This window comes from Microvirga solisilvae (genome assembly GCF_022808595.1).
Classification (GTDB): domain Bacteria; phylum Pseudomonadota; class Alphaproteobacteria; order Rhizobiales; family Beijerinckiaceae; genus Microvirga; species Microvirga solisilvae.
The window spans coordinates 779,523-793,265 of the sequence record NZ_JAKUCN010000001.1; the positions used below are offsets into that span (position 1 = coordinate 779,523).

Genomic DNA, 13,743 nt, shown 5'->3' on the forward strand with positions numbered 1-13,743 from the left:
CCCTTTCAGAGACAGATACCGATGAGCAAGCCGATCTACATTCTCAACGGACCCAACCTCAATCGCCTCGGAACCCGGGAGCCCGAAATCTACGGCCACACGACGCTGGCCGAGGTCGAGAAAATGTGCCGGGACTCCGCATCAGGTCACCCGATCGTCTTCCGGCAATCGAACCGCGAATACGAGATCATCGACTGGGTCCATGAAGCCATCGACGAAGGCAGCGGGATCATCATCAATCCTGCTGCGTTCACCTTCACCTCCATGGCGATCATGGATGCCTTGAAGATGTTTCCCGGCCCCATCATCGAGCTGCACATCTCGAACATCCACAAGCGTGAGCCGATTTACCACAAGTCCTATGTCTCCCCCGTGGCGACGGCCGTCATCGCGGGCCTTGGCACCAATGGCTACACGGTCGCCGTGCAATCGATCCTTCAGATGAACGGCCAATCCGGATCCTGACCCTTATGGCGAATGATCTCTCATCAGGGCTTCCTTCCTCAATCCTCGTGGGCCTCGTCGGCACCGGGATTCAGGCGTCGCGCACGCCCGCGCTTCATGAGCGCGAGGGAGCCGAACAGGGTCTTCGCTACGTCTACAAACTGATCGATCTGGATGCGCTGAGTCTCGATGCAGGCGCGCTTCCCGAAATCCTCACGGCGGCGCAGCGTTTCGGTTTTTCAGGCCTCAACATCACCCATCCGTGCAAGCAGTCGGTGATCCCGCTGCTCGATGAGTTGTCTCCCGATGCGCAAGCGCTTGGGGCCGTGAACACGGTCGTGTTCAAGGATGGTCGACGCATCGGGCACAACACCGATTGGTGGGGTTTTGCCGAGAGCTTCCGGCGCGAACTGGCCGATGTTCCGATGACGCACGTCGTCCAGTTCGGCGCCGGTGGCGCAGGCGCGGCTGTGGCTCACGCGCTGCTGACTTTGGGCGCAGGTGAAATCATTATCATCGACACGGATGAGTCTCGCGCTCAGAGCCTCACAGCTGCGCTGTCCGAGCGGTTCGGAAAGGGGCGCGCCTCAAAGGGCATTGGCGTGGCGGAGGCCATGGCAGTGGCTAATGGCATGGTGAACACGACGCCTCTCGGTATGGCGAAATATCCCGGCATGGCCGTTCCGGCCGAAATGCTCCAGCCTCCCTTGTGGATCGCCGACATCGTCTATTTCCCGCTGGAGACGGAATTGCTGCGCCAAGCGCGTGCCAGGGGATGCCGCACCATGTCCGGCGGCGGCATGGCGGTCTTTCAAGCCGTTGGCGCTTTCCGGCTCTTTACGGGATTGGAACCGGATGCAGACCGCATGCTCCGGCATTTCAGCGAGATGTAGCCCAGGCGCCTCGGAATCGGTCATCGCAAAGCCGGATGAGCAGCCTAGGAACCCATTTGGCAGGCAGATGTCATACTGAAGCTTGAGAGCAAGGGGGTAAAACTGCCGAAAAGTTCAAGGAAAGAATGGTCGGAGCGAGAGGATTTGAACCTCCGACCCCTAGTCCCCCAGACCGATAGCCCTGACAGATAAGCTCATGTTCCAATTGATCTATTTTATCCACACTTGAAAACGTGAGTGCTTTCGTGGGTGGTTGCTTGCGGGAACATCCGACGAGCCATTTTAGCTCGCCAGAGACGACATCGGCGGCAGGCTGAAAGTCGCCCCATTCACCACCTCTGTCCGGCCAGCGGGCGAGGTCGAGGCGATGATTCCGGTCGGGCCGTGCAATGACACCTTGATCCAAGGATAGACCCGGGCGGCGCGTTCATAAGCAGCCCGCGCCAATGTCAGGTCCGACGCCGAGCAGACCGGGGCGACGGCACAAATGTCACCTTCGGCGCCAATATGAACAGTGTAGCGAATAGACGTCATGTCTGCCTGCCCCATGATTGATCCCAATTAATATTTGGTTATGAGAACAAAAGTAGACCATATAAACAGGGGGGATCGTCAATAGAACGATATTCTAGCCCGCTGCATAGCAATCTTGCGATTTTGCGGGGCGGTCAAAAACCCTTGGAAATTCAGGGTTACAGCCTAAGTATCGGTCAGAATGTCGCAGCAAAAGGGGGGTGTGGGTTGTTGTGGATCAAGGCGCACGAACACAAAAAAGCCCACCTTGGCGGTGTCGCCAAGGTGGGCAAAAGTCAAGAGAGATCAACACTGGACATAAGGCGGTCGACCTGGACTTGGAGCGCCGCGATGGAAGCCTCGTTCTCGATCACCAGATCGGGCACACCCGGCAGGATCTCCGAGGCGTGATCCGATTGCGGGCCGACACCCGGTCGGCGGATCTCGATAAGGACGCCACCCCGAGCCCGGATGGCTTCGGCCTCCTCCTTGAACCGCACACTCTCCTGGACGATCCTTGCGCCTGATAGTAGAGCAGCCTCGATCTTACGCAACCATAAAGAGAGCCACAGATCAGGGCGGATGCAGTTCCGCCCCCACTCGGTGCCCAGCGTCTGCTGCGCAAAGGTGGACGTGACACCGAGTTCCGGGATCACCGCGCGCTTGAGATCGCCGTCGACATAGCGGGCGATCGTCTCTGCGTCATAGCCGATCTCCTGGAGCAACCCCTCCATCATTGCCTTCACAGGGCGGATGATATGCGGCGAGAGAAAACCGTGCCGGTCCCGCAGGCGCTTGGCCACCTCGCTCTTTCCCGCACCGGCATAGCCCATCAGGCCGATGAGGCGCGGCGGACTCACGCCCGCCATTTGCCGTCCTGGAACGTTACCAGGGTCCGCTTGCCGTTCGGATAGGTGAGAGTATGCGCCTGCATCCATGACGAGGGTCCGGTGTTGTAGCCGTGATTGAGCCGCGCCGACACGCCCGCGATATAGATCCCCTCGAGGATCGTCGGCGTGTGGGTGTGAGCCGTGTTCATCTTGCGGGCGACACGGCTGAGCGAAACCGCCGAGCCACGCGAGCCGTTCGGCCCCTGGTGTCCGTGCTGGCCGCATTCGATGGCGCCCACGCCCTGACAGATTTCGAAGGAACCACCCTCGGGTACGAAAGCGATGCCGGCGAGCCCTTTTGTATCCCGGGTCGCCAGGGCATGACGGAACAGGGAAAAGCGCTCCGCCTCGTCGTCAAGGGGATCGCGGGTCGCCTCGACGCGCCGGGCGGCAAAGCGCGCCCGCTCCATATCGAGAAAGAACTCCGCGTTGACGGGGTCCTGGCGATACCCGCCGCCGCCGAGGGAATCGAGCCAACGGTCCAGGAAACGGTCGTGATTGGATTCCACCACCACCGACTTGCACCAGTCCCGCTCCGCGGCGCGCAGGAACCCCACGGCCTCGCGGACCTCGTCCTCGACGCTGTCGCGGCCCGCCACATGGGTCTCGAAGACGTGCAGCGGGTCCTTCTTCAGTTCGTGCGGGTTGCGGGCCTCGAAATCGAGCAGGTCGTGGAAGAACTGGAAGCGCGGGCGCAGCGCGTCGACAATGGAATCGGAGGATTCCATCCGTCGCGTCAGCGGATCATAGCCCCAGGTCGCGCGCGCGATCAGCGGATCGAGCTTGCGCACATGGATGTCACCCCAGGTGGCCGCCTCGATGCGATGGCCGCGCGACACGATGCCATTCGACACCATCGTATCGAGATCCTGAAACGACCCATCAGGCGCGGCATTGATCTGGCGGCAGAACACCCTGTCGCGCTCGTCAATCTCGACGATGGTCGCCCCGATCACATGGTGAAAGGCGGCCTTCACGCCCGCCTTGCGCTCCGTATAGTTCGGCACCGTGGCGCAGCCGGTGGTCATCACCTGCGAGGCGTGCCCGTTCCGCACGCCCGCCACGGAAAGCAGCTGCAGCTTGGCGTGAGGCACGAGGCCCCAATGCCCGCGGGCATGGGTGACGAGGTCCGAGATCGGACGAGACGCGGTCGGCAGAGTGTTCATATCGGCCATGAACACCAGCGGCCCCAGCTCGATGCGCTTGCGCGACAGATAAGGCACCAGCTCGGGGCTGAACATTTCCGGGCGCGGGCCATGCTCGTCGAACAGGCCGAGCTGGTAGGTAAAGGGCCCCACCAGGAGCTCGGCGCCGAGCGCCGACGCATAGGCGTGCAGGTTGGACCAGAAGCCGCGATGAATCTCGGTGGCATTCTGCGCTGCCGTGACCAGATAGCGGCGCACGCGCGCCGGCACGATGATGGTGGAACGCGGTGCCACGCCCGTGACAGACGCCCCACCCCGCCCGTCCGCGATCTTCTTCTTGATGCGCCAGGCTGATCGCCGCCCGACCCCCAGCGCATCGGCGTGATGCGCTGGGGGGATCTCGGGCTGCTCTCGAATGCGACGCTCCAGCTCCGCCTCGACGGCGGGCGCGATGTGTTGCCCCTGAACAGGCTTTCTGCCGTGTTGTTTCATGGTTTACCGTCGTTGAGGAATCAGGCCCCAGGCTGCGATGGCGGTTTGATCTGCGGCAGCGCACGCTTGCCCCCGATCAGGTTCACCAGTAATTGAGGCAGCTCGAGACCGGTCGTGCCGATGAAGAAGCCCAGCGCCGCCATCACGCTGGCCTCGTCGAGCACGATGGCGGCGTTCAGGAAATGCGCCGTGGCCCATTCCATCACCCGGATCGCGACGGGCGTCAGCGGCGGGGTGAGATAGTAGGACACGGCGGCCCCTGAGAACCCGCTGGCAAGCCGTAGCCACCAGGGGCCGCGGGTGCGGATGACCGCCACGGCGCCGCCGGTGGCCGAACTGACGAGGGAGGCGGCTTTCACGCCCATGATGGTGGTTGCAGGCTCGGCCATCGCCGCCCCTTTCTTGTTATCTGAAGGGTTTTAGGAGAAGAGCGGCTTCGTCGCCGTGCGGGCACGGCGCGACAGATACGCGGCCACGAGATTGCCGCCATACCAACACAAGGCACCGGCTGCGATCTGATACTCGGCCGGGATGTTGTAGCCGATAGCCAGCGCGACGGCGGGCGCGACCAGTGACACGAGCGTCGACCAGTTCGCCCGCGAGCGGAAGAAATCCTCCGTGCTCTGCAGATGCTGGATCTCTGGAGTCTGCTGCACCCTCTCGACGATCTCCCGCGCCGTCGCGGCGGACACTTGGGCCGGGAGCTTCGATTCCAGCGGGATGGCCGGGTTTTTGATGCTGTCCTGGATCGTATCCAAGACAGCGCCGAAGATCAGCTTCGGCAGAATGGTGGCAAGAGCAGGTGCTGCCATGGAGGCCTCCTAGGGGATCATTTGTTTGAGGGTTGTGGGGTCGATGCCGAAAACGGCGGCGAGCGCGAGGATCGCGCCGACAAGCGCAGATGTGCTGATGGTGACCGCTGCCGGAATCTGGGGAACCTGAACGGGCGGCGGAGCCTCCGGCGACCACGGCGTGTCCCTGATCTTCCGCCATTTCTCGAAGGCGATCGGCAGCTTCAGGTGATAGCCGTTCTTCGCATAGCCGGGGCCGTTATAGCCGCGCGCGAGCGCCTCCCATCGATGCTCGCGCAGATCGTCATCGAGACGATTGGCGATGAGGAAGGAGACCATCGCATCAAGGTGCGTTTCCTCGTCCGCCATGAAGGCCAGCACCATGCTCTGCGGGGTGTCATAGCCCGCGTCGAGATGGTTCTCGCCGAGGATCTGCGCCAGACCCCACGAGCACGCCTTGAGGGCCGCGGTCTCGTCGATGCGCAGCGCCTTCTCGAGCTTGCCGTATTGCGCGGATTCCTTGCCGTAGGGAATCTGCCCCCAGGACTTGCAGGCAAGCCCCTGACGGATCGCCGTATCGAGCTTCGTACCCGACAGGTTGCGATAGAACACATGCGGCTCGAACAGGATCTTGGGGCGCCCCTGCTCATCAAAGCCGCTGCCTCGGGTTTCGACATCCATGAAGGCATGGATCTCGTCCTCGCCGACGCCGATGCGATGGCCGATGCGCGGCAGATCGATATCGTCGAGCCGCTTGGCCGCCCCTCTGAAGCCGCTCGCAACAGCGCGCGCGAAGGCATCCCCGGTGTTTTCCGTGGTCATATTGATCTCGTCCTGTGGTGACAAGGAAAAGCCGCCCGTGGGCGGCCTCTGTTAATCGGGTCCCGCGAGTCTCAGGCTCTCGTCCACCTCTTCTGGCGTGAAGCCATAGATCTCCGCCAAGGACAGCAGTTCCGAACGATAGACGTGGTTCGCTCGGTTGAACCGCTCCCAAGCGATAGCGCCTTCAATCGAGCCGCTTGCGCGCGCCCCCTCGACCTGCGCTTCGACATCGAAGAACCGGCCCATGAGATGCAGCGCGATACGCCAGTCGGATAGTGACGCGCGTTCAGGAGGTGGAATCCAGATCGGAGACCCGTCATCCGGCTCAACCGTGTAGCCGTCATAAAGCGGCCCGAGAACGCTCTCACCGTCCCAATGAATGACGTTCACCTTGCGACCGGTTTCATTCTCAAGAACCTGATAGCGCCGTGCCTCGATCAACGGGGCAGCGACAGCCGCCTGGGAGATTGCCAGCAACAACGCCGCAGGCGAGACAGTAACAACAGGGCTGTCGAACGGTGCGTAGCCGTAGACACGGACGCGAATGCCGCCGCGAGCTCCATTGCCACCGTCCCCTGATTTCTTGCCGGGGCGAGCCGCGCCGCCGCCGCCGCCGCCGCCGCCTGGCGCAGAACCGTTGCCACCCTTGCCGCCATCGGTGTTGGGATTGGCGCCGCCGCCGCCGCCGCCATTACCATAGTGCCCAGGATCCGGATCTATGGCGTCTCCACCGTTGGAGCCCAAATTGTTGCCCGGCGCCCCCACCGCAGTAACGCCTTGCGAGCCGACAACAGCGCCCCAATTTCCGCGTTGTCCCTTGAATGCCGCGCCCCCATTGCTGCCGAGCGAGCCTGTCATTGTTGTGCCGAGACCAGCACCAGCAGCACCACCACCAGGCGCGTAAGAGCCTACCTGATTTGCGCCGCCAGAATTGCCAGCTGCGGGCGAAGCGCCACCGCCCGAGTTCTGGTATTGCGACTGATGACCGATAGAGCGGGTACCGCCTCCACTTGCGCCGTTTGTCGTACCCCCAGCCCCAGGTAGCCCACCCGGCGCCCGAAGAACCCAGTTCGGGGCCAAGACAATGAATGTATCGCCGCCAGACGTTCCAGCATTGCCGTTACCGGATAGAACACCTACACCGCCAAGCCCTGGGGCTCCGATGGTGACGGACCAGGAGTCGGCGAGCATGCTTGTATGAACAAGCTGCTCTCGCGCTGGAGTTCCCCCCGCCCCTCCACCGCCGCCTGATCGCGGGGCGGAGCTGTCTCCATTGGCTCCAGACCCTCCGCCAGCGGCGGCGCCGACGCCATCGAAGTCGAAGAAAACACCGCGCGGGTCCTTAGGATAGGTTCCCGAGACGGTGATGTCATATTCATCGATCAGACGCAGGCCAGGCAGGCGGTCCGGCCGCCAATAGGGAACAAGCCCAAATGGCGTCTCATCAATCGACAAAACCACTCCGCCGGCAGAGAGGGCCGGAAGCCCCATGACAGGATCCGGAATGCTGCCCCGAACCGCCTCGATCTCTTCATTTGTCCGCTGCGACGACCAAGCGGTCTCGGGACTGATAACGCGGTCGTCAATGGCAGCGCCGCCACCAACCGTGACCTCCACGGTTCGCCCGGCTTCGAGCGCCTCCACTTCAGCCGTCTCGTAAGGCACAGCCTCAAGCTCGATATCTTCCATGGGCTATGTCCCTGGAGAAAGAGTCGCGACGAGGCGCGGGCGGCACCATTCGCGGAGGCCGCTGTCTTTCGTGGCGAAGACATCCGCCACGATCGTCGCATCCGACACGAGATCGGCCATGGCCGAAGCCACGCGCCGCTCCGGCGTAATATCGACGATGACGTAACCGTCCTTCGGATCGCCATCGACCGTGATGGAGCTGTCGGCAGTCGAGGCTTGCGCCACGATCTCGCCGAGGGCGGCATTGGCGCGCCCGAGCGTTGCGGGGTCCAGCAGACGCCACGTCAGTTCGATCAGATCGCCGGTGAGGTCGCGCGGACCGATGCGCACGCGGGTGACCGGATTCACATCGTAGATGCGCATCCGAATGCGCCACGAGGACTTGGAGTTGAAATACAGCGGCGCGGCCATGGGCACTCCGGCTTGAAAAGAAAAAGCCGCCCGGAGGGCGGCTCGAATACAGCGGCGAAGTCGCGTCAGTATGAAATCGGGATCGTCGCGAATTCGGCGTCGATCTGAGCATCTGTGGCGATCGATCCGCCCTCGATATTCGTCAGCAAATCGCCCTCCATGTTGAAGCAGGCTTGAACATGGGTGAGCGCGGCAAGAATGACGGTGAGCATGTCGGCATTCGACATCCGCCGCGGCTTGCCATCTGCGAACTTGAAGGTGGCACCGTCCTGCCGGAGACCATCCTTGATCGCCGTGTAAGTGCTTTGCAGGGCATCGCGATCATCGCCCCGCATGGTCGAGACCGGAATAGGCTCGCCCGCAACACTTACCGTGATGCCGCTGGTCTCGATCTCCCACCGTCGCTGCGCCGCATAGGCAGGAAGATCGAGCGGAATATCGACTGCATCGACCCATTCCTCGGCCCGGCCCGGTTGCGGATTAGCGAAGGTGCCGACGATGTTTCCGCCGGCGTCTCTTTCAACATAGGGCATTTACTTGTCCCTCCCGCGCCGGTCGATCCAGCCGCGCGTCCACAATCCGAGCGAAGCGGTCGCGCCGAGCGCCTTGATATACACCTGCCCCGCGAGGTTGGTGTCGACATCGGCGCCGACCACGACCGCCGCCGTCGTTGTTCCGTTGGTGGCAATCGCGCCGGCGACGGAAGACGTGCCTGGGGTCGGGTTGCCGCCGGGATTGGCAACCGTCCTGTCGCTCGCGACGAGAGGACACCACACATCCACGGCCGGTGAACCGCCGCTGCGATAGTTCTGGACACTGAGGAGCGCGGTCGCCGCCACATCGAGCGGCACCGTCAGGCTGATCAGCGTTGCCGAGGTCGGGGCGGTGTTGACATAGTTCGCATCAAGGACAGGCGCCGCAAGGATGAAGCGGTCGCCACTCTGGACGAACTGGAGGATGTTTCCGCTCGCATCGGTCCGGATCGACCCGATCCGGCGGTAGGCCTGCCAGCCAGCCGGCAACGCGTTGGTCGTTGAAAACACGGCCGCCGGATTGCCGCTGCCATTGTAGCCGAACAGAACATGGCGGTGAGCCGATGCGGGGCCGCCCGCCAGAGCAATATTGAACGGCGCCGGATTGACGAGCGTCACGGCGTCGAGCTCGTCCCGGCACGTTCCCGCGGCGATGGTAATGGTCGTCGCGTTGACATAGGCAAGCGCAGGCGGGGCCTTCATCATTCCGAAAGTGCCGGCGGGCCCGGTCAGCCCCGTCGCGCCCTGAGGGATCCCAAAGTGCAGCATGAAGTCCGGCGCATCACCTGTCACCGTCACGGTCGCAGGAGAACCGGGCGCCAGCGTCGAGACAGTGCCGGGCAGAATGGTCGGCTTCGGGCCAGAAGGCCCCGCAGGAGCGGTCAGCCACTCGCCCCAACTTCCATCCGACTGCCGCCAGCGAATTCGCTTATTCTCGACGTCCACCTCGTGATCGGGAGCCGGGCCCACGAGCGAGCCGCCCGAAAATTCAATCGTGATCGGATCTGTCATGGCCGGGTGATCGCCTGCTTGAGAATGATTTCACGACGGAAGAGCCGCTGCCGAGGCAGGGGCGTCTCCCGGAACACGTCGAAGACATATCGGCCAGGCGCAAGCCGCTTGGTGTGCTCTGGCAGGAACAGGACCTGCGCCTTGCCCGCAGCACCGTCCACGATCGAGATCGTGCCCGGAGAGGTCAGCTTCGCCGCGATGACCGCGCTCGATTCCGTCGCCCGCATATGCCCCTGAAAGGTCCAATCCGTGATCGGAATCGGAGCACTGGACAGCGCATTCTTGCAGGTGAAAGGAAAGCCCCCCGCCGAGTCCGTCGTCAGCACGACAGGCGGCAGATCGTCTTCGGTCGCCATGAGCGGATCCTTAAGGTTCTGGCCACGCGAGGGCGGCGGGGCTCTCATAGGTTTGCGGAATGTCGCGCAAGGCCTGCCGATACGCGGCCCAGCGCTCGCGCGTCGCCTTCGGGACGTCGGCGAGCTGCGTCCAGTCGCAGGCCCTCAGAAGCTGATCGCGCCGCTGCCGCACTGCGTCCCATGCCGCCCGTTCCCGATCCTCGGGCTTTGCCACGCGCCATGTTGCGCCGTCCATGGCGAGAACATCATCCCAGGCGCAGGCCAGGTCCTGCCATTCGGGCGAGGATTGCACGGCATGCTTGCGGCCATGTTCATCGATGAAGAAGCGCGGACGATCGGCGACGTCGATCACGACGCCGTCGACAATGCGCAACCGTGAGGCCGGGACGCCGGCAAGTTCCGGCGGCAAGGATGGACCGGCGGCATCGCCGTATTGGAAGCCCAACACGAGATCGCCGTCATGATTGACTGTCGTCATGCGTAGAATGCCCCTCTGTATTCGCTGACAAGTCCTGCGCCGAAGCCGCCCGGCGTGCTGTCCCAGTCCGTGAAGACCGAGGTGGCGAAACCGTAGCGGGTCAAGGTCTCGCTGGTGACGCGGTTGGCGCCACCGCTGACCACCGCCGTGAGCGGCGACGTGGTGTAGACGTAGCCGTAGCCGCTTTTCATCTGCGGCTTGCGGGGCCAGTTCAGCGTCACCGAATAGCTTGCCTGATAGGCGTTGTTGCCGATCGAAACCGGAACGGTCGCAAGATCGACGGAAGCATACAGAACCGCGCGATTGGGCAGATAGGTGATGGACGGCACATTCGCGCCATTCGTCACGATGCGCGCGATCAGCATGGCATCGCGCGTGCCGTCGAAGGCCTCATTCTCCTCCGGCAGGGCCGTCGGATTGTAGACCACGTTCTGCACATCCTTACAGGCATACCGCCCATACGGATAATTCGCCGACGGGGTGGCGTCGCCGAAGCCTGGGGGATAAGCCCAGAGATGATAGGTCTTGTTCGGCAGCAGCGGGAAGGTACGGTCGGACAACGCGACCTGGCTGGTGTTGAACAGCTTAACACCGCGCCAGGCCCAGCTTTGATTATCGGCAATGATGATCTGCCCGACGGAAGCTGTGATGGTGAAGACGTTGCCGGGCGTCAGCATGTGTGGGAAGGCCTGTTGCGCCAGGAGCGCATCCGCCTCTGATACGCGCCCGGTGGACGCCCGCTGAATGGCCTTCAGCAGCATGTCGTCATCGGCGTTGTCCTGCGCGACGCCCATGCCACGGATCGCGCGGCGGATCTGCGCCAGCACGCCGTTGAAGAATGGGGCGATCAGCGGCGTGCCGTCCTTGGCGACCGGATCGGTGCAATCCTTGATCCAGGTATCGTCGGCGCCGAAGATCCGGTAATCGGTCGGGCGCTCGGTCGTCACGTTCGGAGTCGATCCGGCGGGTCCAAGCAGGTCGGTCATGCGACAATCTCGTATTGAATGATCAGGTGGGCGTGGACGATCCGCTCGAGCAAGCAGACCAGCGAAGAGATATCGGGTTCACAGGCCAGCGGCAGGCCGGCCTGCAGAAGCCCCGCAAGTGGCGGCGTCTGGACACCGCCCGTGAAGGCCGGGGAACGATCCACAAAGACACGGATCTGCAGCACGCCGCCGACGGATGCACCGCCGGCAACGGCCTCACCCGCATAGGCAGCACCCGCATAGGAGCCGCATGGAGGATCGCTTGCGCATTCGATCACCCAGCCGTTGCGGGCGGCAGCCGCGACGTAATCCTCACAGCGCGCCCCCTCATAGGCCGCGACCCGCGCGCAAAGATCCGCATACGGGTCGCAAGGGTCCGGCAGCCCGTACTCGGCCATCCAGAGGTCGAGCGTTTCGCTGGCGGTCCGGCAGAAGAACTCGGCGTAGATGTCGCAGATGCGGCGGTTCACGAACTCGAAGTGTTCCGCCACCGCAAGCCAGAAGCGGTAGAGCACCGAACCCGGTTGCGGCCCGCCTTCATGCGTCTGCCAGGCACGGCCGCGCGGCAGCAACGGCAGTGCCTGCTGCACGATCTCGTCGCGCGTCGGGCAATGCATCATAGTGTCAGGCCCCGTGCGTGAAGGAGATGTTGTTCAAGACCGGCAGGTGGCCGCGCGGAACCGTGAGATCCGCACTCGGCAGGACCAGCGTGTGCCGCTCCTCGTCGAGCGCGTTCGCCGCAGCCTGCGACACCCACGACCGCGAAAATGAGAACGGCGTCGCGAGATAGGGCATGGAGGGATGAGGCTCGTTTGCGCCCGCCACCCGTGCCCTGCGCCGGAACATCTCCCGGATCTCGGCCACGATGGCATTCTCCACCGCCGGGCTCAGCGGCTCGACATCGCCGATCTCCACGTCCACCGGCAGCAATTGCGCCGCTGCCACCGTGGAGATAGCCCCGGACGGCTCGAGCGTCCGAATATGAGCCGCGATGCGCTCGAGTTCATCCGCCGGCGGGATGCCGTTCGGATAAGTGTCTTCCATCAGGGGGAAGATCCTGACCGTGCCCCCGCCGGACCACCCCTTCTCGACGAAGACACGGGTCACGCCGGGAATGGCACTGGCCCAGATGACATAATCCGAAGCCTTGCCGCCATTCGGCGGGTTGCGCTTGCGGAAGAGGATTCGTGCGCGGTAGCTCTCCACATCCTCCGCATCGCGTCCGCCGACAAGGCCTCCGGTTGCGGCCTCGGCGGAAACATCGCCATCCACCCCGGAGACTGCGGCGAACGAAGTTCCGCTCTCGGTCGATGTGCTTTTACCGCCCCGCTGCGCGATCACCGGAATTTCAACGGTGCCGCCACCGAGGACCGCGCCGCCTTCCAGGGCGTTGAACAGGACACCATCGCCACGGCGAAACACCGCCCCGGCAGCGACGGTAAAGCCGGCCTCTCCGGTAACCAGGAGCGTGCCGCGCGCCGCATCGGCAGGATGCGGCGGCAATCCAAACTCCTCGCCGTGCTCGAGCAGCCCCTCCCAATCCGCCGTGATCGCGAATTTCTGGCGCTGCACATAGTCGATATAGCCGAAGACCTCGTGCGTCATCCCGGCGATTACTTTTGCCGTCGGGCCGATGTTGTTCGGCCAGAGAAACGCATCCGTTCCCTTGAGATTGCTCTTGAAGGCACGGCGGGCGCGGTTGAGCAGATCCGGCAAGGGGGGAATGGCAAACGTCATTGTCTCTGTTTCCACACAGCTTCAAAGCGGCGCTCGTAAATCTGCTGCTGATCACGGCCGAAAAGTTTAATGTCGAGATCGAGCCGGGCGGCTTCAGGGCGCGGTGTCGCCACCGCCTCCACGCGCACCACCGCCCCTTGGTTGACCAGCGGCTGCAGGGCCTCAACGGCGAAAGTTTCCGCCCAGAGCGGAATGTTGACTGGCCCGTTGTCCATGCGCAGCGGGGCGGTCTCCAGAAGCCACAGGAGAGAGCCCATCTCGGTTTCGCCGAGGTCTGTGCGCACGTCGATGCCGTCGCCCCACCAGCCGCGCAGATCATCGCCTGCAAGCCACCGCAGGGGGTGGCTCTCAGGGCAGCGCTTGTCGGTGAAGAGGCAGAGAATGACCGACGTTTCCAGCGCCGTCAGCGCGCGAAGTCCGCCGGCGTTGTGTTTTTCCGAAGGATCGGCCAGCGCCCAATCGGCGCGACCCTCCACGGGATCCCACACGGTGTCCCACAGCAATAGCGGCTGCTCGTCCTGCCCTTCGGCAATCCGCACACGCATATCCATG

18 protein-coding genes are annotated in these 13,743 nt (G+C 63.4%); 2 read left to right on the forward strand and 16 right to left on the reverse strand.

The window, feature by feature from the left end; genetic code table 11:
• Positions 1-21: 21 nt before the first annotated feature.
• Both MJ639_RS03760 and MJ639_RS03765 read left to right on the forward strand, forming a co-directional pair.
• Positions 22-465, forward strand: a complete 444-nt coding sequence (locus tag MJ639_RS03760; RefSeq protein ID WP_243368841.1) for a type II 3-dehydroquinate dehydratase — start codon at positions 22-24, stop codon at positions 463-465.
• 5 nt (positions 466-470) lie between these two features.
• On the forward strand, positions 471-1,337 hold the full coding sequence (locus tag MJ639_RS03765; protein WP_243368842.1) for a shikimate dehydrogenase: 867 nt from the start codon (positions 471-473) through the stop codon (positions 1,335-1,337).
• Between the two features lie 282 nt (positions 1,338-1,619).
• Here the strand turns inward: MJ639_RS03765 and MJ639_RS03770 are convergent, their stop codons facing one another.
• From MJ639_RS03770 to MJ639_RS03845, 16 genes are all read right to left on the reverse strand, one after another.
• Entirely contained in the window at positions 1,620-1,871 is a 252-nt protein-coding gene (locus tag MJ639_RS03770; RefSeq protein WP_243368843.1) for a hypothetical protein, read from the reverse strand.
• Between the two features lie 275 nt (positions 1,872-2,146).
• Entirely contained in the window at positions 2,147-2,719 is a 573-nt protein-coding gene (locus tag MJ639_RS03775) for a nucleoside/nucleotide kinase family protein (RefSeq protein WP_243368844.1), read from the reverse strand.
• On the reverse strand, positions 2,707-4,377 hold the full coding sequence (locus tag MJ639_RS03780; protein ID WP_243368845.1) for a hypothetical protein: 1,671 nt from the start codon (positions 4,375-4,377) through the stop codon (positions 2,707-2,709). The genes MJ639_RS03775 and MJ639_RS03780 overlap by 13 nt, the downstream gene beginning before the upstream one ends.
• Before the next feature lie 20 nt (positions 4,378-4,397).
• Positions 4,398-4,766: a hypothetical protein gene (locus tag MJ639_RS03785; RefSeq protein WP_243368846.1), complete on the reverse strand. Its 369-nt coding sequence runs from the start codon at positions 4,764-4,766 to the stop codon at positions 4,398-4,400.
• 30 nt (positions 4,767-4,796) lie between these two features.
• Positions 4,797-5,189 (reverse strand): hypothetical protein, encoded by a 393-nt coding sequence (locus tag MJ639_RS03790; protein ID WP_243368847.1) that lies wholly within the window; start codon positions 5,187-5,189, stop codon positions 4,797-4,799.
• A 9-nt stretch (positions 5,190-5,198) separates the two neighbouring features.
• Positions 5,199-5,990, reverse strand: coding sequence for an N-acetylmuramidase family protein (locus MJ639_RS03795; RefSeq protein ID WP_243368848.1), 792 nt, complete (start codon positions 5,988-5,990; stop codon positions 5,199-5,201).
• A 51-nt stretch (positions 5,991-6,041) separates the two neighbouring features.
• Entirely contained in the window at positions 6,042-7,679 is a 1,638-nt protein-coding gene (locus MJ639_RS03800) for a hypothetical protein (RefSeq protein WP_243368849.1), read from the reverse strand.
• Positions 7,680-7,682: 3 nt separating this feature from the next.
• Positions 7,683-8,090: a hypothetical protein gene (locus tag MJ639_RS03805; protein ID WP_243368850.1), complete on the reverse strand. Its 408-nt coding sequence runs from the start codon at positions 8,088-8,090 to the stop codon at positions 7,683-7,685.
• Between the two features lie 65 nt (positions 8,091-8,155).
• Positions 8,156-8,623 (reverse strand): DUF4376 domain-containing protein, encoded by a 468-nt coding sequence (locus tag MJ639_RS03810; RefSeq protein ID WP_243368851.1) that lies wholly within the window; start codon positions 8,621-8,623, stop codon positions 8,156-8,158.
• The gene (locus tag MJ639_RS03815) at positions 8,624-9,634 is read right to left on the reverse strand and encodes a hypothetical protein (RefSeq protein WP_243368852.1); all 1,011 of its coding nucleotides are present in this window, start codon (positions 9,632-9,634) and stop codon (positions 8,624-8,626) included.
• Positions 9,631-9,990 (reverse strand): hypothetical protein, encoded by a 360-nt coding sequence (locus MJ639_RS03820; protein WP_243368853.1) that lies wholly within the window; start codon positions 9,988-9,990, stop codon positions 9,631-9,633. The genes MJ639_RS03815 and MJ639_RS03820 overlap by 4 nt, the downstream gene beginning before the upstream one ends.
• A gap of 10 nt (positions 9,991-10,000) precedes the next feature.
• A complete protein-coding gene (locus MJ639_RS03825; protein ID WP_243368854.1) occupies positions 10,001-10,468 on the reverse strand; it encodes a tail fiber assembly protein in 468 nt (155 codons plus the stop codon).
• A complete protein-coding gene (locus MJ639_RS03830) occupies positions 10,465-11,454 on the reverse strand; it encodes a hypothetical protein (RefSeq protein ID WP_243368855.1) in 990 nt (329 codons plus the stop codon). The genes MJ639_RS03825 and MJ639_RS03830 overlap by 4 nt, the downstream gene beginning before the upstream one ends.
• Entirely contained in the window at positions 11,451-12,074 is a 624-nt protein-coding gene (locus MJ639_RS03835) for a hypothetical protein (RefSeq protein WP_243368856.1), read from the reverse strand. The genes MJ639_RS03830 and MJ639_RS03835 overlap by 4 nt, the downstream gene beginning before the upstream one ends.
• A 4-nt stretch (positions 12,075-12,078) precedes the next feature.
• Positions 12,079-13,191 carry a baseplate J/gp47 family protein gene (locus tag MJ639_RS03840; RefSeq protein WP_243368857.1) on the reverse strand — a complete coding sequence of 371 codons (1,113 nt, stop codon included), beginning with the start codon at positions 13,189-13,191 and terminating at the stop codon, positions 12,079-12,081.
• Positions 13,188-13,742, reverse strand: coding sequence for a phage GP46 family protein (locus MJ639_RS03845; protein ID WP_243368858.1), 555 nt, complete (start codon positions 13,740-13,742; stop codon positions 13,188-13,190). The genes MJ639_RS03840 and MJ639_RS03845 overlap by 4 nt, the downstream gene beginning before the upstream one ends.
• Position 13,743 lies beyond the last annotated feature (1 nt).